Origin of the sequence: Nostoc sp. NOS(2021) (assembly GCF_017115025.1) — a bacterium.
Classification (GTDB): Bacteria; Cyanobacteriota; Cyanobacteriia; order Cyanobacteriales; family Nostocaceae; genus Nostoc.
Genome location: NZ_JABXKM010000126.1, coordinates 41083 through 60382, shown reverse-complemented (window position 1 = coordinate 60382; position 19300 = coordinate 41083). Strand labels below are relative to the sequence as shown.

Genomic DNA, 19300 nt, shown 5'->3' with positions numbered 1-19300 from the left:
CTCTTACACTTAGTTCTGGTTTTGACATCAACATTTCCAGGTGCAAGATATGAGTATGTACACTCCGCACCATTATCAAGTTAGACAAAATGCAGATTTCTCAACTTTTCAATCGATTAAACAATAGGAAATTCACGAAGTTACTCACTCAAACAGTAGCTTTAGGCGTAGGCGCTATTGTTCTATTCTCAACTACTAATGCTAATGCTGCTGAGCAAGTTGTTTTAAAATATGGTACTTTTCAGGGGCAAATATCTGTTGAAGAATTAAGTCAGTTTACAGAAACTGGCAAGACTACCCCGACATTAACGGCTTATTTGCAGGCGGCTAAACAAGACCCCGCATTAGCTCGTAAGGCACTGAAAGCCCCAATCAAAGCCGATCCTGCCTTTTTAAATAGCTTACTGTCTAGCTGGGCAGGGCCAATTTTAGTTAACCAAATTGGTGAGGTAGTTCATCCTCCCGCAGGACAACTAGATCAGCAGGCGCTGCGAAGCGCTTTAAGTGCATCTATTAAACAAAAGGGTGAAGTTACACTACTTGGAGCAATTCAGAATTATCCAAATACTTCTGTTGAACTTGAAGGAGATCGTCTCATCTCTGTTTATGAGCGCCTAAGCAATCTTGCAGAACTCTTATGAGGTCTACTTAGAGAGAATATAGTTGTCATCAGATGATTGGTTTAGTGTCTCAATAGTCGTGAATTTTAGTCATGATCAGGATTAAGTTAATACTGATGAGTCTATCTTAGGGTTCATACCGTGTTACTCAGAAATTCCCTAACCTAAATGTAGAGTTGAGTTTAAGAATAGGGAAAAGATTTTTATGACAACCGACGTTTCTAGAGATACTAACAAGGATGTTAATGGGTCACTGATAACTGGTGTTCTCCTGAGTATTTTGGGAGTTATTGCGATCGCAGTGCCTAATTTCGCCACCATATTCGCCGAAACTTGGATTGCAGCGATTTTGATTTTCGCCGGATTTACAAAACTAGTGTATGCCACTCAAACCCGCGACCGAGGAGGTTTTATTTGGAAACTTCTATTGAGCGGACTCTATATTGCAACCGGCATAATGCTGTTTGTTTACCCTTTTACAGGTGTGCTGACACTGACTCTGTTGCTTGGCACCTTTTTGTTGACTGAAGGTACATTCGAGTTAATTCTGGCATTCCGGTTACGTCCGCAACAGAACTGGACGTGGATACTAGGTGATGGCATTATTACACTGCTCTTAGGCGCAATGATTTGGTTCCAGTGGCCCTTCAATGCGCCCTGGCTGATTGGGACACTAGTTGGTGTCAGCATTATTTTCACCGGTATTTCACGCGTAATGCTGTCATTGAATGCGCGTTCTACCTTGAATCCTCCTGACCAAACTGCAAAAGCCACTTAGTACAAGGGAGTGGGAAGTGGGGAATAGGAAAAAGCAATTACCAATGCCCCATGCCCCATGCCCAATGCCCAAACTTGAGTAGTCAAAGTTTACAAGACATTGCAGCAGCGATGCCTACGGCTGGCTACGCCTACGCCAACAAAATTGCTAAATTAACTAAGGAAATCAAAATCAAGGCCAGCTAGCTGCAATCAACAATGGTATCTATTACTACTCCCTTCTCGGATATTCAAAACCATTGGGCACGCTTATTTATTACAGCCTTAGCCCAACGTGGTATTGTCAATGGGTTGCCTAACGGCACCTATCGCCCCGATAACTCTGTTACCCGCGCTGAGTTTGCCGCCATCATCGCCAACGCATTTGGGACAGTTTCCAAGAAGCGGCAGTATGTCCCCTTTGTTGATGTACCTACTAATTATTGGGCAGCAGCCGCCATTCAAACAGCTTACGAAAAAGCATTTATTAGCGGGTTTCCTGATAAAAGTTTCCGTTCCGCTAACCGAATTACTAGAGTAGAAGTCTTAGTTTCCTTGGTAGGAGGCTTAGAAATTGCCACCAAGGTAAAACCTGACCTCCTCTCAGCACTACCACAAATTTATCAAGATTCTGTTCAGATTCCTGAGTATGGTAAAAATCACGTAGCTATTGCCACTAGCGCTGGATTAGTGGTTAGTTTCCCAAATATCAAATTACTCAATCCCAATCTCGCAGCCACCCGTGCAGATGTGGCAGTGATTATTTATCAAGCTTTGGTGTATTTAGGTAAGGCAGAAAAAATTGCCTCTAGTTACCTAGTGCAGCCGCCAATATCAACGCCCACGCCGACACCGATACCGATACCAACACCCATACCGATACCAACGCAGACACCCACGCCCACACCTGTCGGTAGCGTTAGGGTCAATCATAGTCGGGAGTTCCGGGGGGCGTGGGTAGTATCTGTGTGGAATGGTGATTGGCCCTCCAAAGCGGGACTTTCTGTTGCTCAACAAAAAGCTGAACTCACCGAGATTATTACTAAATTACAAGCGTTAAACTTCAATGCCCTAATTTTCCAGGTGCGACCGGAGGGAGACGCTTTATATGAATCCAAATTAGAGCCTTGGAGTGCTTGGATTACAGGAACTCAGGGTCAAGCACCAGAACCATTTTATGATCCTTTAGCGTTTGCGATCGCAGAATGTCACAAGCGCAATATTGAACTTCATGCTTGGTTCAACCCTTACCGCGCTAGCACTTCCACCGACCCAGCCAAAACAGTCCGTCCCCACATAGCAGTTACCAATCCAGAAAGCGTTTATTTGTGGAAAACTCAACGCTGGATGGACCCAGGACTAAAAATAGTTCAGGACAGAGCTTACAACGTAATTATTGACGTAGTGAAGCGCTACGATGTTGATGGCATTCACTTAGATGATTATTTCTATCCATATCCCATCGAGGGGCAGTCTTTCCCCGATGACAAAACCTACGCTGCATATAAGTCAGCCGGTGGTACACTCAGCCTTGGCGACTGGCGACGCGACAATGTTAACAAAATGGTACAGCGTCTCTACCAGGGAATTAAAGCAACCAAACCCGACGTTAAATTTGGTATTAGTCCCTTTGGGATTTATCGCCCCGGACAACCTGCTGGGATTACTGGGTTGGATGCTTACAACGTGCTGTATGCTGACTCGAAGAAATGGTTAGAACAAGGCTGGATTGATTATATCGCTCCTCAACTTTACTGGCGCACAGATCAACCACAACAAAGTTATCCGGCGTTGCTAAAGTGGTGGACAGAGGTAAATACGAAGCAAAGACACGTTTATGCTGGTAACAATCTGACAGAACCAAGCAACAAGAGTCGGGAGAGTGATGAAATTGAAAAGCAGGTGAAAATTAGTCGTAGCCAAGCTGGACAGTTATCACTGGGGAATATCTTCTTTAATCTCAGTGTTTTGACGGAAAATAGTCAGGGCATTGCTGATAAATTCCAAAGTCTGCTTTATAACAAACCCGCGCTACCGCCAACTTTGCCTTGGGAGGATACAACACCACCCCCTCCACCCATTGGACTACAAGTTAATAACCGCAAACTGAGTTGGCAGCCCGGAGATAATCAGCCAGTTCGTTCTTGGACACTTTATCGGCAAAGTGGCGATACTTGGACGATTCAGCGAATTTTGTCTGCTGGCACAACCTTCGCTACTGTCCAACTAGCGGGAACCTATGCCGTGTGTGCGGTGGATAGATTGGCTAATGAGAGTGTGGGAACAGTTATTACAGTTAGTTGAAGCAGAGTGCTGTTTATGAGTGCGTAGGCGCGATCGCTGTTATACTGTTGTGTAATATGAGTGCAATTGCATCTTTGAATACTTGTGCAAAGTAATCAACCTGAAGCAGTTAAGTCCGATTGGATAGTCAGCCTTTTAGGAAGAGTGAAAGCTCTGGAAGTAAATCCTCATGAAGAAGCATTAACTTCGATTCTGGTTGAGCAAGCTTTGGAAAATGCCAAACGCACTGCTACCAATCCTGGTATATCACTGGCAGCAGCTTTTGACCTGATTGTAGCTGCTGAGTATTATACAAAACTAACCAATAAAGGATGGCTTTATTGTCCAGTAAATAATATTCCTCTATTAATTTACCCATACACTAATACTTGCCCAAGATGTGTTTTACAAGGTAATTTTTACTATCATCAGGCAAACAAATTACCATCTGGAACTATTGGCAAAACTACAAGTCATTTGCTCTGTGTATTCCTCAATCATTTATTTAAAATTAATTCCAGGAATTTAAAAATTTATCATGGTGCTGAACCCGTTGACGTAATAATTCATGATGAAAAGGAGAGTGTAGTCTTACTTGCAGAAGTAAAAGCCGCACCATTGACAACACTTGCTCTAGCAGCGAAGGTTGAGGTACAAACCGAGATGGGAGAAGATGGAGAACCAATACCTTGTTTGCACTCTCCTACAGACAATTCATTTCTGGCATCATCTAACTTGCATATAATTCTGCCCAAGTTAGAAGAAGATGACTGGAACTATGAACTTGTGGATTTAGGAGTAAAAGCAAGCCATAGTTCTCCGACATGGGCATACGAAGAAATTGGCAGAAGTTTTGGCCGGGATAATCAACTATTTTATCGATATTTTCAGTTTTGGAATATTGCCTATTCTGCGTATAATAAAGCAGCACGGGGTAGGGGATCTATACCTGAAGCTGTTTATTGGTTGACAAATGCTTGTGGACAACCTACTCCTAGACCTTTGACTTGGCCAGTGAGAAAGAGTGGTGATGGGTACGAATCCGTCTCTGATGGTAAATCTAGCGTAGGAATGGACAGAACTGATGATATTAAAAAAGGAATTTATCAAGTCTTAAAAATTGCTGCTACAGGAAAGCCAAAACATAGTCAAATGGCAGTAAAAACTGCTTTGCTGTCTAACATTCATGCTGTGCGTCACTATAATGATTATCTGCTCGAACTTCAGGATGTTATATGGACGCTAGATGAAACAGGAAAAGCGAAAAAAGTTGCAGACTTGCCACCTGAGAAAGAGATGTACAATCTTTTCGATGGTATAATTACCTTCACCCAAAGCCATGTGAGAGATGACTGGATTTCCGAAAATTTCCAATTTTAATAGTCCGTGCAAATTGGTTGCAAATCACATTGCTAGACGGGTTGGTTCCGATGTCCAAAAGCGTATCGATGCCTTAAAAATTGGGCAAAAAATGCAGGACTTGCCTGAAGAACTTTGGCACGATAGCTTTAAATTTTATCTCAAGCACGATCCAAATCGTCAAGGTGGGCCAAATTTAAGAATAATTCGTCTTGATCCAGATAAACCCTCATTAACAGTGACGGGTTACATTTTCAATAAATTCGTCCATCCCGATGAAAACCGATTTATTACTGTGCGAGAGGCAGCTCGTTTACAAGGGTTCCCTGATGATATGAAGTTTGAGGGAACGCTAACAAGTACTCAGCTTCAGGTAGGTAATGCTGTACCTGTACCCCTTGCAGAAGCTGTGTTTAAATCTTTAGTTCAGCAAGCAAAGTCGCTAGGATTTGAAAATCGTTCTCTCAAAGCTTTCAGCCTATTTAGCGGCGCAGGAGGCATGGACATTGGTGCTGATCTTACAGGTAGTATAGAAACTAAGGTAGCTCTCGATAATTGGTCAGATGCTTGTGCAACACTGCGCGGTTTTTTTGGTAGCCATATTTGTGTTTTGGAAAATGATATCTCCACTGTAGAAAACCCGTTAAGTCTATGGCAAAAGTTTTCCGGTGAGGTTGAGAAACCAGATATTGTCTTTGGAGGGCCACCCTGCCAAGCCTTCAGTCAGGCAGGTAAACAAAAAGGCTTTCAGGATGATCGAGGTGGTATGATTTATGAATTTTTACGTTTTGTTGAGGACTTGTACCCGCCCTTTTTTGTTATGGAAAACGTATCTAATCTCAAAGGGATTGCAGGTGGCACATTCTACCAGCAAATTTGTGACAAGATGGCGAATTTGGGTTACAACATCTCAGTCGGTGTACTTTTAGCTGCTGATTTCGGTACTCCCCAGTTAAGGCGACGATTATTTTTTCTTGGTTGCCGAAAGGATATTGGTAGTATTCGCTTACCTTTATCTACTCATAGTCCTGAACTTGAATTATTTGGGCTACTACCCTACGCAACTGTTGGTAAGGCTTTTGTTGACTTGCCAGAAGCAGAGTTCAGCCGTTAATTCTCCAATCGTCAGCCTGACAAGAAAGACTCGAAAGATATTGAGCTAAGTAAGTAGGTGAGAATAAATCAAAGTAGATTAAGTAATGTAAAAGATCTTGAGATGAGTTCGTAGTGTTCGCGTAGCGTCTCGTAGATAGGATTTCAGCCCTCAAATTAGGACTTTAGTCCTTACTACAAACCTCTTCATTATTCACGCCGCTCTACTTACGGTCAACTAGCCGGATGATTAATTTACATATTGACTCAGGAATATCACCGACTTTGTCCGGTGGAATTATGGGTATGCCGGAATCACCAAACCTTGTCTCTAATAACAGGATGGGAAATTAGGGATTCACCTTTCGGTAGATTTAGACAGAATCATCAAAACTGTATATTTGGAGGGGGTAACACATAATTTGCCCCAAAACCTCGTGCCAAATCAGTAATTTCAATATCTACAGATAAAATTTTAATAGAATTCTAGTTAATTTGTTCCTTAAGTTCCTCATCAGCCATGACATCCCCTGAGCCTCAAACTGATTTTGGAGACAAACCTCCACAAACCTCATTTGAGCCACCTTCTAGAAAACGGCGGTGGCTTTGGCTGTTTTTACCTGCACTACTATTATTAGGGGGCGCAGCAGCTGTAGTTTGGCGTTTACTAACTCCCCAAAATTCAGCACCTTCAACTGCTAACGCTCAACCTTTAGGGGTAAGAGTCAAAATATCGACAGTACAAAGCGGCATAATTGAGGAAAGTTCAGATTTTATTGCTAGCCTAAAGTCCCAGCGCTCAGTCACGCTCCAGCCGAGGATTCAAGGCCAAGTTACCCAGATACTTGTAAAATCGGGAGATTCAGTCTCAGCAGGAGCGGCAATTCTCCAAGTAGATTCTACGCCACAAGCTGCGATCGCTCTTAACAATCCTGTGCCTCAAGCATTTTTAATGCAACTGGCAAATGCCCGCGCTACACTCAAATCTCTAGAAGCAGAACGACCATCCTACCTTGCAAATGTGCAATTGTACCAGCAGAACTACGAAAAGTTTGTCACCCTAGCTGAGGAAGGAGCCGTGTCTCGACAGACTAGCAATCAGTCTGCTGATCGGCTCGCTACTGCTAAGACTAGTCTTGATGCAATTGATTCCAGGATTCAAGCACAACGAGCTACGATATTGCAAGCTGAAAAAACCTTGCAGCAAGATAATGTAAATACTCAAAAACAACAGATTCAGTACGACAAAATTACCGCTCCCTTTAGTGGCACAGTTGGCAACATCGCGGTGAAAGTCGGTGATTTAGTTAATACTTCCACACAATTAGTTAATCTCACCCAAAATCGACCTTTAGAAGTCAATATCTCTGTGCCACTACAGCAAGGGCCCCAATTGCGTAAGGGAATGCCTGTGGAGGTGATGAACACACAAGGTCAGAAGCTTGGTAGAAGTAGGGTATTTTTCATTGCACCTAATGCCAGTAATGAAACACAAGGGATACTGATCAAAGCACTTTTTAACAACCCTAATGGTCAGCTACGTGCAAATCAATTGGTAAGGGCTAGAGTCTTCTGGAATCAGCGCCCCGGAGTTTTAATCCCCACAACAGCAATGACTCGTATAGCTGGGGACACTTTTGTTTATGTAGTTGAAACCGAAAAATCTCCCCAAGGTGTATCCCAACAAGTAGCTCGGCAAAGGCGAGTGAGGCTAGGCGAGATCAAAGGTAATAATTACCAAGTTATTGATGGATTACAGCCAGAAGATAAAGTTATTATCTCAGGGTTGCTCAATCTCAGGGATGGTGTTGCGATCGTTCCAGAATCTTAATTAAGGGGAGCAGTCTTCAATCTTGTCTCCTACCAATGCCCACCTCAGAGCGTTAACTATAGCGAAGCGATCGTTTATATGCAATACACTCTGACCTCTCTGTTATAGCAGGGAACTCTTAATAGGGAACAGGCTTGAAAGTCTCTTAGTGTCAGTGTTTTATGATTAGCTCATGGCAACTGCTATAAAAGGAGAGCATTCGTGACAGCTTAAGCTATAACCCATATTCCGCACTGTAAGATATAATACATCGAGCTTCAAGAATATTCCTAATAAAAGTTAATCATTAAGTATTAATACTGATAATTAGTGGTGGTTTGTGATTACTATCTAACCACCATTAGCCAGATATTGGAAATCTTCGTATATTACAAAATGAAGTGCAGAAGTGGGGTATAATTCGTTTTGTCAGTAGTGATTACGCTGTAAATTATCCAGGCTATCGAGGATCTATCTAATTAAGCTTTGTACTAAGCTGATTTTCAAGATGATGCTTCGGCGTAGCCCAACCTAAGCATCGCAGGTTGAAAATTTGTGTTTCCGACCTCGATTTGACTAAAATTTAAGTATAATTACTTATTGATAAATGGATAATGACCTTAACCTGTCACCAACGGGTAAAGGTAAGGAATTACTTGATTACATAAGTGAAATAAAAAATTATGTCAGTGCAAATCATCCAATCTAAATATGGTTTAATTTTAACTTGTTTACTTGGACAGATAATGTTGTTTGCTGCGCCAGTACAAGCTGGAGTGCAGGGCAAAAGCTACAATGTCAATGTTAATTCGAGTCTGGGAGATAATTTTACTGCTTGTTTTGAATTTGACCCCAACGGTATCCTACAGTTTCTTGGACAAAACGCTACTTATAACGTTAGTAGCGATCAGACAAGTTGGCAAGCAGTCACAAAACCAGTTTCACCATTAGTAAGTATTTCACTTCAGGGTGTAGTACAAGGAGACTTTGTTCCAGATCGGACGATAAGTGGTACTGCTCTTAATTCTAACGGCACTACTTTTACATTTAATGGAACACTGTTATCTCAGTCAACATGTCCGACTCAATTGCCGATAAGTCCATCAGACCTTCAATTCGGGAGAAGTCCAGAAAATCCCTTCTTAAAATAATTTAATCTACGCAGATATGATAAACCAGATGAGCTTTTGGTTAAGGAAGACAGACAACTTACAAAAACCAGATTAATTTATGGCATCAATAGCCGGAAAAGTTGCAATTATCACAGGTGCATCGCGGGGAATTGGACGAGCGATCGCACTCAAATTAGCAGGTAACGGCGCATCTATTGTCGTTAACTATGCGGGTAATGCAGGCAAAGCACAGGAAGTTGTTGCGGAAATTGAAAAGTTGGGAGTACAAGCGATCGCCCTCCAAGCTGATATTAGCAAAGTACACGACATCCAACGGTTATTTGAGCAAACACTTGAACGCTTCGGTAAAGTCGATATTTTGGTCAACAATGCCGGAATCGCCTTCTATAAACCAATTACTCAGGTGACAGAAGAAGAGTTTGACAAGATTTATGCCATTAATGTCAAAGGCACCTATTTTGCTTGCCAACAAGCCGCGCAACACATGGCAGATGGGGGACGGATTATCAACTTTTCCTCATCAACTACGGTGATGATGCTGCCAACTTATAGTGCCTATGTAGCAACCAAGGGTGCTGTTGAACAAATCACGCGGGTACTAGCTAAAGAATTGGGTGCAAAGGCGATCGCAGTTAATGTTGTTTCTCCTGGCCCCACCGATACAGAACTATTCCGAGAAGGCAAAACACAAGAACAGATAGACCATTTAGCCCAAATGGCTGCTTTTGGTAAACTGGGAGAGGTGCAAGAAATCGCCGACGTAGTAGCGTTTCTCGCTAGCGACGAAGCCAGGTGGATCACTGGGCAAAACATCCGTGTAAACGGTGGAATCGCGTGAGATGATCAAAGCTCCCTTATACAGCAGTTTGCAAGTAAGTGAGGTACACAATGCAGGACAGAAAATCAGATACAAAGAGTTTCTGCCTGCTGCCTCCTGCCTCAAAACCCATAGCTTTGTACTTCAGGGACTGACAAGAAATAAATTATCCATCTTGTGGGGTGGGCCGGAAAGCCCGCCCTGAATATGGGACGGGTGTTCGCGTAGCGGCACGTAGTGCGGACACCCATCCCACAAGAAAATTTGGGATGTTTTTTTATTAAGAAGTCCCTCATGCAAAAGAAAACTGCTGTATCTCGCCACTGATTCTGAATACAGAATGAGCGTGGGACACTTACGGCGTGATAGTTAAGAGCCGTTAATAAATCGGTGATCTCAAGTTAGAGCATCACAAATTTTATCATAATTCTAATTTATCGTTTTAACAAACAAGAATATTTGATTTTATTCTGCAAGTCGCTTTATCCTGAAATCAGTAGAGATTTGAACTTTGAACAAATACAAACTTGGCTTGCGATTAATACAGCTAAAAGCTGAGTAATTAATTCCCCAAATCTCTAGTGCTATCAAATTTTAGGTGAAAAAGAGGTGCAACATGAATCCGGCAAAATTATCAACCAGCAACGTCAACACCCAAAAACAACTGTTAGAAAAAGCTGAAGCCAACAAATCACCACTTGGTCAGTGAGTAGCTGATGCGATGGCAGCAAAAATGGGATCTTGGTCATTTTTAATTGGGCAGAGTACTGTTTTAGCAGCGTGGGTAGGATTGAACCTCACACCTGGGGTGCCTCACTGGGATCAATCTCCCTTCATTTTGCTCAACTTGGTGTTTTCCTTTGCCTCGGCTTACACTGCACCCATTGTTTTGATGAGTCAAAATCGTCAGTCTGATATAGAGCGAGAAAAGAATATGACCACCTGGTAAATTGTCAAGCTACACAAAATATTGAATTGCTACATGAAAAACTTGACACATTACAAGCTCAAAAAATACAAGAACTGACTCAAATTGTCAAACAGCAGCAGCAAGCGCTCAATGAGATTAAAGCAAGTGTTTTGCCGACAATGAAAGAGCAACAGCAATTTATGAGTGAGATAAAAGTAGGTGTCTTGCCAGGATTCAAAGAGCAAACTAATGAGAAATTGCCCAAAGAAGTTTTAGTATACCTACCTTTCAACTTTGAGAAAGCAAAGAAGGACAATAGCTAAATGCTAGAACAGCAGATTGATTGCCCCGCCAGACCCAAGACAAGTGCAATGATCATGAAACTTTTCCAAATCACTTTAGTGGTCTTAGTACTTTTGATCAACTTAGCAATTGCTTTCCCCTCTTGGGCAGAAAGTGCGCCTTCTTTAACTAGCAATCCTAACTACTTTGAAGTAGGGCAAAAAGTCATTTGGCTTTACAAGCCTCGCGCCGATTCTAGCGATGTTCAAAGAATTGCCGCCGAAGTTGTCAAGTTAAGTTCCAAGCAAGTGCAAATCAAGGTGTACAAACATAACAAGGAATTCGTTAATCGTTGGGTGAATCCAAACAAGCTTGAGAATTCGCAAAAAGTTAAAGAGTCAGTACTCTAAAATTTAGCCAGATGGAAGTAAATCTAGTTTTATTTTTTGTAAATCAAAAAAACTGAACCAATCGGCCCAAGGTTTTCTACATAAGTTTTCTGGTTATAATACAATCCTGGAGACATACCTCCATCAAATAATATTCCTTCTTGAATCTTACCTAAACAGTTATTGCTAGCAATGCCTTCCAGGACATTATCAAACATATTTGGCAGTAACTCTTGATTAAGTTGAGATAATTCAATATTTGAATTAGCTTTCAAGTCATTAACTAATAGTATTACATAGCCTTGATTAGTGATAGCTGCCAGAGAGCGATTAGTCGCATTTTTACAGGCAAATTCTCCCAAATCTTGACAAATATCTTTAAACTTACCCTGACGATAGAATCTGCCATTACCGCCCACTAAATTGTAATTGAGAATATCGCTTTTTCTTCTGCCAGCTTGGATAGTAGCCTGTCGCTGGTTGGGTGTACCTCCTGATATCCCAAAGGAAGAACGTTTATTTTTAAATGCTCCTGAATACTCTACGCCACGAGAAACATTTAAGCCTTGTGGTTTATCATCAGTACCTATATAGTCAGCATTAATTGCGGCAATGGGTAGCTGTCCGTTTAATTTGGCATTCTCATCGCCGATGAGTTCATGAAACTTTTTTGCTACATATTCTTTACGCAGTTTCCCCCTAGCATCTTTGGCGTAGAGTTTATGAGATAGACCAACATTAACTTTGAAATCTAATTCTGCTGATTTGGGATTAAAAATAATCACATTGTTAATACCTCTTTGATTTCTTTTACCTTGATTATTGGTTTTAAAAAAATCAATACTGAACTTGGCATCTTTACCAGGGCAAGTTTTAGATGCTTTTGCGACTGAATTTGCTTCAATCTTTTGACAACCTGATAATAAGCTCGCTGCAATTATCAAGCTAAATAACAAAAATAATTTTTTTGTATACATACTAATGCAAAAAAAACCGCTACAGAATTACTATAGCGGGGAATAATTTAAAATTTCAGTCTGGAGTTAATCTCAGAGCCAAAACTTAAGGGAACCATTCTAAAACAGCTTCTTCTTTGGTGTTAGTATTTCGGGATGGTGTCTCACGATTAAATTTCATCTGAATTGACCGGGTTTGCTCACCATTAGCAGCTACAGCCAAAATCGGATAGTCAATTAAACCATCCTGGAAGGACATCTGGAAGCGGAATGTTCCATCTGGATTTAGCTTAATTGGACGGCCGCCAATGGTTACGGTAGCATCGGGTTCGGTTGCACCGTAGACTATCAACTCAGCATCGGCAATTAACCAGAACTGGCGTGGACGCACTGGTACGGCGGAAGCCGAGAAGCCAACACCTGACATTCCGACACCGGAAGCGGTTAAGCCAGACGCGGTGGGAACTGCCCACATACCCACACCAGATGGGAAAATGTAAGAGCTGATGGCTTGTTCAGGACGCGCTGAAACTTGCTGCGAGCCGAAGATAGAACCAGCAACCCGTAGTACTTCGGCAGATTCTGCTAAACCAAATATTTGGTCGTAGATGGGGTTGCCATTCACAGCATTACCAGCATTACCAGCATTACCATTGGCGGTAACTGCAATCTTCTTGGCAGGGGGAACCAGTTCGTACTGAGTCTGTCCACGCAAATCTTCTTCAAAGTTGACAGTGATGAAGACATCCTCTATCCAGTCAGAAGGATAGACGGGAGGAATGTGTACTTTAGTAGAACGAGCTAGTACTAACCAGCGACCATCAGCAGCACGATAGCCGATATCGATCACATAATCGCGATCGCTAACTGGAACTGGTATATACCATTCTCTGGCTAGTTCATCAGCAGGATATTCTTGAATGCTGTGGGGGCTTTGGTATTCAATATTGATGTCGGTGACATCATAAATCCGTAGTGCCAGTTGTTGTCCCCCTTGTCGGCGCAGTTCCTCTTTGTGTTCATTCGGAACATCCCAGTAAGTGTAAGCCCACTGAGGATCGCGTGGTAAGAGTACAATCCGGCTGTCACCATAGCCAGAGGGCAAATCTGCGAGTCCTTCATCAACATCAGCCAAAGATCCACCTGTACGATCTTCCTGACCTAATTCAAACTTTGCAGCTTCCACGGTTTCCTGTGCCTCCAATGAACGAGATGGACTGAGTAAAGTTTTGCTGCGCTGGACTTCTTGTATTGATGCCAGAAGTTGTGATTTACGCATTCGGCTATAGCGAGAGATGCTATATTCGCTAGCAACTTTGCGTAGTTGGCGTAAGGTCATCTCCTCTAGTGGCGGGCGTTCTTTTACCATTAATTTGGCCTCCAGTAGTTTAAGCGGTAAATGATTTCCCCTGGTTAAAGAATGCTATGTAAAATCTCATCCACTCCAGATGAATTTCTTATCCTGACTCCTGGTTTTGCCCAGTTTTTAAGTTTTTTAGTCTGTTTTTAAATTGAGGCCACTTCCTTTCAATTCCTGGTTATGCCAAAATCAGCATTTCTTTGGGATCGGCGGAGTTCTAGTTTCTTAAGTCAATATTAACCACTAAGCATATCTAGGGATCAAGTGGTTTAAATAGGTTTTTTGCCTGTTTCACGAATTTATCAGCCTTTCTGGGATCATATTGTCATGCTTTCATAACATTAGCAACTAGTTCGATGTTGAGCGATCGCCACAATGTCAAATTTTCATGACATCATGCTATGGATTAGCCACAAACCGCAATCCACTCAAAGGGATTTGGGCATTGGGCATTGGGCATGGGTAATTACTAATTTGTCAAACTTGAGAGTTATAATTTATTAACTCCTAACTAACTCGTAACTCCTAACTCCTAACTTTTAATATTTGATTACCCATGACGAAGGATGAAGTCTTAGCAGCTAATGCAGCTTTTTATCGAGCTTTTGAAAGAAAAGATATTGAGACAATGAGTGCAGTTTGGTCACAAGGAACTGGTAGTTTTTGTATTCATCCTGGAAGTAATATACTGCGAGGCTGGAAAGAGATTCGCACTTCTTGGGAACAGATATTTACAAATACCGCTTATATTGAAATTAACACAGATATAATTGCTACAGAAGTAAGTGATAATATCGCCTACGTTGTGTTGAGAGAAAATGTGTTTCAAGTGGTAGGTGGGAGAAGACTAGAAGCACAATCAACAGCTACAAATGTATTTCAGTTTCTCGGTGGTAAGTGGTATTTAGTTCATCATCATGGTAGCCCAATTTTGCGGTAGATTATAGTGGTTCTCGGCCCTTGTGAGGTACAAGAACCCCACCCCCAACCCCCTCCCCGCAAGCGAGGAGGGGGCTAAGATATACCTCATGTGATTAGGAAACGCTATAACTACTAACCAAACTACTAACCAATGCCCAATGACTAACGACTAATCAAATCTTGAAACCTCTGATCTTCTTGAATATTATCAAAATCAGTATCAGTTTTTGCCATCTCTCGCCATTCAAGATTTAGGTTGATAGCTTGTTGCAAATTCTCTATTGCCAAATTGACATTCCCTAGCAAACCATAACAGCAAGCTTTGTTATACCAAGCTTGGTCTTTGTCGGGTTTGATTTTGGTGGCTTGGTCAAAAGAGGCGATCGCTTCTTCAAATCTTCCCAAATTTCCTAGCGCAACGCCCTGGCTGTACCAAGCTTCGTGTTTGTCGGGTTTGATTTTGAGGGCTTGGTCATAAGAGGCGATCGCTTCTTCTAATCTTCCCAAATTAAATAGCGCATAGCCCCGGTTGTAGCAAGCATCGTGGTAGTCGGATTTGATTTTGAGGGCTTGGTCATAAGAGGCGATCGCTTCTTCTAATCTTCCCAAATTAAATAGCGCATAGCCCCGGTTGTAGCAAGCATCGTGGTCGTCGGGTTTGATTTTGATGGCTTGCTCGTAAGAGGCGATCGCTTCTTCTAATCTTCCCAAATTAAATAGCGCAAAGCCCCGGTTGTTCCAAGCTTCCTCGTAGTCGGGTTTAATTTTGAGAGCTTGGTCATAAGAGACGATCGCTTCTTCTAATCTTCCCAGATTTCGCAGTGCAATACCCCGGTTGTACCAAGCTTGGTGGTCGTCGGGTTTGATTTTGAGGGCTTGGTCATAAGAGACGATCGCTTCTTCTAATCTTCCCAAATTTCCTAACACATAGCCCCGGTTGTTCCAAGCTTCGTGATAGTCGGGTTTAATTTTGAGGGCTTGATCATAAGAGGTGATCGCTTCTTCTAATTTTCCCAAATTAACTAGCGCATTGCCCTGGTTGTTCCAAGCTTCGTAGTCGTCGGGTTTAATTTTGAGGGCTTGGTAACTTTTCTCTGGAATGCGTCGCTGGCGGTGTCGCCAGATGAACCACCATAAAACACCGACGATCGCAGGGAACGCACCTGAGAGCAGGTTATTAATAAACTCTTTGTTGTTGGTGTAGAATTCTACAATTGGCTGAAGAAGGTTAAACACGCAGTTTATTTTGAGCGATCGCTACCTAATTGCTCCTTAATCACAGTGTAGTTCTTCTTAGCATTTGGTATTAAGCCCTTAGCTTGTAAAAATAACTGCTGATTCAGCCGTATTTTCGTATTAGTGTAGCGATCGTAGCTAAGTTTTTGAGCAGAGAACTCGGAACTTGGTGTTCAGAACTCGGAACTTGGTGTTCAGAACTCGGAACTTGGTGTTCAGAACTCGGAACCTTGTGTTCAGAACTCGAAACCTCGTGTTCAGAACTCGGAACTTCGTGTTCATAACTCAAAACTTCGTGTTCATAACTCGAAACCCAAACCAGAAGCGCTATAGTTCTGCCTCCCAACTCCAAAGGACTAATGACTAATGACTAATCAACTCCACTGCATCTCGTCCATCGCAATTTTGTAAGTAAACTTTGACAATTTCTTCTTTAGCAGTAGGCAACTGCTTGCCAATAAAATCTGGGTGAATTGGTAATTCCCGATGACCTCTGTCTACTAACACAGCTAAACGAATCACTTCCGGTCTACCGTACTCGTTTACGGCATTCAAAGCAGCGCGAATCGTCCGTCCTTTGAAAATCACATCATCCACGAGTACAACCGTTTTCCCCGTCAGGTCAAAAGGAATGTTGGTTTTCGCCGGAGTCCGCAAGCCAATTTTGTCGAGGTCATCTCGATAAAATGTAATGTCCAAAGCGCCGACTGACACGGCTACACCTTCCAGCGTCTCAATCTGACGTGCCAACAATTCGGCTAATAACGCACCCCTGGTATAAATACCAAGAAGCACCAGTTGGGACAAATCACGCGTCCTTTCCACAATTTGAGAGGCAAGGCGAGTCAAGGTACGACGGATTTCTTCGGATGAGAGAATTTCAACTACTTTTGCAGACATAGCGAGTGATAAGTTAGGAGTGATGAGTTAAGAGTTAGGAGTTTTTATTCTTAACTCCTGTACAGACGCGATTAATCGCGTCTCTCCTAAATTTATATTTATGATTACCTATTTGGAAGTATTAAGAATATAGCGATCGCTATTCCTAACCATAGCAAAAAACAATATCGAGTCAGCTGCAAAGCATTCTGTATAGAAGTTGCAGTAATGGGATAAATAGCATCTCCTAGCAGTGGTTTGTACTTAGCTACCCCGCGATACCAATTTGTACCCCCCATCTGCACATCCAAAAAAGCAGCATAGGCGCACTCACTCCAGCCAGAATTGGGACTAGGATCGTTAATTGCATCCCGACGGCAAATTCGCCAAACATGCATCGGTTTACCCGATAACAGCGCCAGAGTCACGACTGTTAACCGACAAGGTAGCCAAGTCAAACAATCTTCCAACCGCGCACAAAACCATCCCAAATAAGTATAGGGTGCTTCTCGGTAGCCCACCATTGAATCAAGGGTACTGCTGGCTTTATATGCTAAAGCCAAGGGAGTTGGCCCCACAACTGGCACAAACACACCAACAATTGCATAAAAAAGCGGAGCCATTACCCCATCGGTGGCATTTTCTGCAACCGTTTCTAAAACGGCTCGCAAAATTTCTGCTTGTGAGAGGTTTTGTGTATCTCGACCAACGTAATTACTTAAAATCTTCCGAGCCTTCTCCAAATCTCCCGCTATTAAAGGTTGTAAAACAGCCACTGCTGCTGCTCGCAAACTTCTGCCAGCAAAACAACTAGCCAAAATAATGCTTTCTATTGCAATTCCCAACAACGGATGAACCCATCTGGCACTTTGAATAATCAAAAAGCCAACAAGACCGCTACCAATTATTAGGATAATGCCTAATACTATTCCAGCTAGGCGTTGTGTTAGAGAATTTTGACACAATTGGAGAGAAAATTTGGTCAGACGAGAAATTACCCACCCCATAACTTGCACTGGATGAGGCCAATCCCAAGGATCGCCAATTAAGTAATCTAAAAATGCAGCAATTATTAAGATATAGATATTATTAGTCATAAATTCTACCATTTATTTGTGAGGCTGCGCCAAACCTTCTAACTTCTTATTACTTTGTGTCCTTCTCTACGAGACGCTACGCGAATGCGTCCTTCTCTAACGAGACGCTACGCGAATGCGCTTCGTTTTTGTTTCTTGTACTTAAGTCCTGATATAATTTGGCGCATCTTCATACAGAATTGGTATTACGAGTCAAGGGTCAAGAGGTTGTTTGAAAAGCCTTGGCAACTGGAAGTCGCGGCTACACGAGACTTTACCCACCTTTCCTTGCGGAACGCTACGCCCAAAGCATGAAAAATCAAGGGTTTTTCATGCTTTGGGCGTAGGCGGACGAAAGTTTGTGTAGTAGCGAATTCTATTCGCCCAATACTTTTCAAATATCCTCTAACCTCGACTTTATCCATTTTTTTCGCAATGCGATCGCTATCGCTGAAACCTTTCTGGGACGGTAGTTTTACTTTTTTAACTTCATCGATAATCTGTGACGTGGAAAAAGTATTTGCCAAAAAGCCAGGGTTTTTGCCGGATAAAGAAAACCGAGTTCTTAATTTTGGATAAAGTCGAGCTAACAGTCAAGGGTCAATATTTGGACTATTGACTATTGACTAAACCACAAAACTAGCTTCTTCCCCAAGGGAAGCTTGCCAGCTACGAGCATCATAATAAAGGTCTGCCAGAGTAATACCGTACAAAGCTTCTTTGAGCTTTTGGTTGAGTCTCTGCCAGAGGCTAAATGTTACCCAATCTTCAGCTTGTGCAGGTGCTGGGGTGTGATGGGGTAAATGGCTAGTCTCGCCAACTGCTTCTAAAATTTGTCCTATAGATATTTGTGCAGGCTCTTTTGCCAATTGGTATCCGCCGATGCTACCACGAATTGATTTCACTAACCCAGCACGACGCATTTCTATTAGTAGTTTTTCGAGGTAAGGAGCTGGGATATCTTGGCGTTTGGCGATCGCTCTCACAGATACAGGGCCATATCTTGGCTGTAAACTTAAATCTAGCAACGCCTTTACACTATAGTGTCCTCTGGTAGTTAGTTTCATTTTGGCAAGTTTTGTTGTTTGTCCTTTGTCTTTTGTAAATAACCAATGACTAATGACCAATGACTAAGGATCAGTTTTGCTTATCATTCGGTGACTCAGTTATCATCCTCAGCAACGAGACAACCTTTTGAGCGTTAGTTTAGAAAACTTAAAACTTGTTATAGTCTAGCAGTGATTCACAAACTATATATATAGTTATCAGCATTGCCAGCATTCTCTAAAATAGATTGTCTTGGAAATATTGTTAATCACATAACAATTGTGCCGATGAGTGTAATATACTTGGCTAGGTTGAGATAAAAACTAAAGGATTATGTTCCTATTAGCTCAACGTCAGCTAAAATAAAATCGATT

21 protein-coding genes are annotated in these 19300 nt (G+C 42.1%); 13 read left to right on the top strand and 8 right to left on the bottom strand.

Annotation, left to right across the window (positions count from 1 at the left end):
• The first annotated feature begins 89 nt into the window (after positions 1-89).
• The 12 genes from HWQ41_RS16460 (at position 90) to HWQ41_RS16405 (ending at position 11472) form a co-directional block, all read left to right on the top strand.
• Positions 90-641, top strand: a complete 552-nt coding sequence (locus tag HWQ41_RS16460; protein WP_292764757.1) for an alpha/beta hydrolase — start codon at positions 90-92, stop codon at positions 639-641.
• Between the two features lie 184 nt (positions 642-825).
• On the top strand, positions 826-1398 hold the full coding sequence (locus HWQ41_RS16455; protein ID WP_292764754.1) for an HdeD family acid-resistance protein: 573 nt from the start codon (positions 826-828) through the stop codon (positions 1396-1398).
• A 50-nt stretch (positions 1399-1448) separates the two neighbouring features.
• On the top strand, positions 1449-1583 hold the full coding sequence (locus HWQ41_RS16450; protein ID WP_292764751.1) for a hypothetical protein: 135 nt from the start codon (positions 1449-1451) through the stop codon (positions 1581-1583).
• A 12-nt stretch (positions 1584-1595) separates the two neighbouring features.
• A complete protein-coding gene (locus tag HWQ41_RS16445; protein WP_292764748.1) occupies positions 1596-3680 on the top strand; it encodes a family 10 glycosylhydrolase in 2085 nt (694 codons plus the stop codon).
• 84 nt (positions 3681-3764) lie between these two features.
• Positions 3765-5039 carry a hypothetical protein gene (locus HWQ41_RS16440; protein ID WP_292764746.1) on the top strand — a complete coding sequence of 425 codons (1275 nt, stop codon included), beginning with the start codon at positions 3765-3767 and terminating at the stop codon, positions 5037-5039.
• A gap of 13 nt (positions 5040-5052) precedes the next feature.
• Positions 5053-6132 carry a DNA (cytosine-5-)-methyltransferase gene (gene dcm, locus HWQ41_RS16435; protein WP_292764743.1) on the top strand — a complete coding sequence of 360 codons (1080 nt, stop codon included), beginning with the start codon at positions 5053-5055 and terminating at the stop codon, positions 6130-6132.
• Between the two features lie 498 nt (positions 6133-6630).
• On the top strand, positions 6631-7941 hold the full coding sequence (locus HWQ41_RS16430) for an efflux RND transporter periplasmic adaptor subunit (protein WP_292764740.1): 1311 nt from the start codon (positions 6631-6633) through the stop codon (positions 7939-7941).
• Positions 7942-8603: 662 nt separating this feature from the next.
• The gene (locus tag HWQ41_RS16425; RefSeq protein ID WP_292764737.1) at positions 8604-9071 is read left to right on the top strand and encodes a hypothetical protein; all 468 of its coding nucleotides are present in this window, start codon (positions 8604-8606) and stop codon (positions 9069-9071) included.
• A gap of 79 nt (positions 9072-9150) precedes the next feature.
• On the top strand, positions 9151-9891 hold the full coding sequence (locus HWQ41_RS16420; RefSeq protein WP_292764734.1) for an SDR family oxidoreductase: 741 nt from the start codon (positions 9151-9153) through the stop codon (positions 9889-9891).
• A 700-nt stretch (positions 9892-10591) separates the two neighbouring features.
• Positions 10592-10819 carry a DUF1003 domain-containing protein gene (locus HWQ41_RS16415; RefSeq protein WP_292764731.1) on the top strand — a complete coding sequence of 76 codons (228 nt, stop codon included), beginning with the start codon at positions 10592-10594 and terminating at the stop codon, positions 10817-10819.
• A gap of 26 nt (positions 10820-10845) precedes the next feature.
• On the top strand, positions 10846-11103 hold the full coding sequence (locus HWQ41_RS16410) for a hypothetical protein (RefSeq protein WP_292764728.1): 258 nt from the start codon (positions 10846-10848) through the stop codon (positions 11101-11103).
• 54 nt (positions 11104-11157) lie between these two features.
• Positions 11158-11472 (top strand): hypothetical protein, encoded by a 315-nt coding sequence (locus HWQ41_RS16405; protein WP_292764726.1) that lies wholly within the window; start codon positions 11158-11160, stop codon positions 11470-11472.
• A gap of 29 nt (positions 11473-11501) precedes the next feature.
• On the opposite strand, the gene HWQ41_RS16400 is transcribed toward HWQ41_RS16405, so the two are convergent.
• Together HWQ41_RS16400 and HWQ41_RS16395 are read right to left on the bottom strand one after the other, a co-directional pair.
• Positions 11502-12428, bottom strand: coding sequence for a phosphodiester glycosidase family protein (locus HWQ41_RS16400; protein WP_292764723.1), 927 nt, complete (start codon positions 12426-12428; stop codon positions 11502-11504).
• Between the two features lie 85 nt (positions 12429-12513).
• Positions 12514-13776: a DUF4912 domain-containing protein gene (locus tag HWQ41_RS16395; RefSeq protein WP_292764720.1), complete on the bottom strand. Its 1263-nt coding sequence runs from the start codon at positions 13774-13776 to the stop codon at positions 12514-12516.
• 547 nt (positions 13777-14323) lie between these two features.
• Between HWQ41_RS16395 and HWQ41_RS16390 the strand changes: the two genes are divergently transcribed.
• Positions 14324-14707, top strand: coding sequence for a nuclear transport factor 2 family protein (locus tag HWQ41_RS16390; protein ID WP_292764717.1), 384 nt, complete (start codon positions 14324-14326; stop codon positions 14705-14707).
• Positions 14708-14850: 143 nt separating this feature from the next.
• On the opposite strand, the gene HWQ41_RS16385 is transcribed toward HWQ41_RS16390, so the two are convergent.
• The 6 genes from HWQ41_RS16385 to HWQ41_RS16360 all read right to left on the bottom strand — a co-directional run bounded on the left by HWQ41_RS16385 (position 14851) and on the right by HWQ41_RS16360 (position 18946).
• Positions 14851-15924 (bottom strand): tetratricopeptide repeat protein, encoded by a 1074-nt coding sequence (locus tag HWQ41_RS16385; RefSeq protein ID WP_292764714.1) that lies wholly within the window; start codon positions 15922-15924, stop codon positions 14851-14853.
• Positions 15925-16027: 103 nt separating this feature from the next.
• The gene (locus HWQ41_RS16380) at positions 16028-16213 is read right to left on the bottom strand and encodes a hypothetical protein (protein WP_292764712.1); all 186 of its coding nucleotides are present in this window, start codon (positions 16211-16213) and stop codon (positions 16028-16030) included.
• Positions 16214-16287: 74 nt separating this feature from the next.
• Positions 16288-16824, bottom strand: coding sequence for a bifunctional pyr operon transcriptional regulator/uracil phosphoribosyltransferase PyrR (gene pyrR / locus HWQ41_RS16375; RefSeq protein WP_292764709.1), 537 nt, complete (start codon positions 16822-16824; stop codon positions 16288-16290).
• Positions 16825-16928: 104 nt separating this feature from the next.
• On the bottom strand, positions 16929-17900 hold the full coding sequence (cbiB, locus tag HWQ41_RS16370) for an adenosylcobinamide-phosphate synthase CbiB (RefSeq protein WP_292764706.1): 972 nt from the start codon (positions 17898-17900) through the stop codon (positions 16929-16931).
• A gap of 185 nt (positions 17901-18085) precedes the next feature.
• Positions 18086-18406: a hypothetical protein gene (locus HWQ41_RS16365; protein ID WP_292764703.1), complete on the bottom strand. Its 321-nt coding sequence runs from the start codon at positions 18404-18406 to the stop codon at positions 18086-18088.
• 99 nt (positions 18407-18505) lie between these two features.
• On the bottom strand, positions 18506-18946 hold the full coding sequence (locus tag HWQ41_RS16360) for an Rrf2 family transcriptional regulator (RefSeq protein WP_292764701.1): 441 nt from the start codon (positions 18944-18946) through the stop codon (positions 18506-18508).
• Positions 18947-19300: the final 354 nt, after the last annotated feature.

What these genes read in the sequence shown, in the direction of transcription:
- HWQ41_RS16460 (WP_292764757.1), top strand. Translation starts at nt 90, where the DNA reads ATGCAGATTTCTCAACTTTTCAATCGATTAAACAATAGGAAATTCACG.
- HWQ41_RS16455 (WP_292764754.1), top strand. Translation starts at nt 826, where the DNA reads ATGACAACCGACGTTTCTAGAGATACTAACAAGGATGTTAATGGGTCA.
- HWQ41_RS16450 (WP_292764751.1), top strand. Translation starts at nt 1,449, where the DNA reads ATGCCCCATGCCCAATGCCCAAACTTGAGTAGTCAAAGTTTACAAGAC.
- HWQ41_RS16445 (WP_292764748.1), top strand. Translation starts at nt 1,596, where the DNA reads ATGGTATCTATTACTACTCCCTTCTCGGATATTCAAAACCATTGGGCA.
- HWQ41_RS16430 (WP_292764740.1), top strand. Translation starts at nt 6,631, where the DNA reads ATGACATCCCCTGAGCCTCAAACTGATTTTGGAGACAAACCTCCACAA.
- HWQ41_RS16425 (WP_292764737.1), top strand. Translation starts at nt 8,604, where the DNA reads ATGTCAGTGCAAATCATCCAATCTAAATATGGTTTAATTTTAACTTGT.
- HWQ41_RS16420 (WP_292764734.1), top strand. Translation starts at nt 9,151, where the DNA reads ATGGCATCAATAGCCGGAAAAGTTGCAATTATCACAGGTGCATCGCGG.
- HWQ41_RS16415 (WP_292764731.1), top strand. Translation starts at nt 10,592, where the DNA reads ATGGCAGCAAAAATGGGATCTTGGTCATTTTTAATTGGGCAGAGTACT.
- HWQ41_RS16405 (WP_292764726.1), top strand. Translation starts at nt 11,158, where the DNA reads ATGAAACTTTTCCAAATCACTTTAGTGGTCTTAGTACTTTTGATCAAC.
- HWQ41_RS16400 (WP_292764723.1), bottom strand. Translation starts at nt 12,428, where the DNA reads ATGTATACAAAAAAATTATTTTTGTTATTTAGCTTGATAATTGCAGCG.
- HWQ41_RS16395 (WP_292764720.1), bottom strand. Translation starts at nt 13,776, where the DNA reads ATGGTAAAAGAACGCCCGCCACTAGAGGAGATGACCTTACGCCAACTA.
- HWQ41_RS16390 (WP_292764717.1), top strand. Translation starts at nt 14,324, where the DNA reads ATGACGAAGGATGAAGTCTTAGCAGCTAATGCAGCTTTTTATCGAGCT.
- pyrR (WP_292764709.1), bottom strand. Translation starts at nt 16,824, where the DNA reads ATGTCTGCAAAAGTAGTTGAAATTCTCTCATCCGAAGAAATCCGTCGT.
- cbiB (WP_292764706.1), bottom strand. Translation starts at nt 17,900, where the DNA reads ATGACTAATAATATCTATATCTTAATAATTGCTGCATTTTTAGATTAC.
- HWQ41_RS16360 (WP_292764701.1), bottom strand. Translation starts at nt 18,946, where the DNA reads ATGAAACTAACTACCAGAGGACACTATAGTGTAAAGGCGTTGCTAGAT.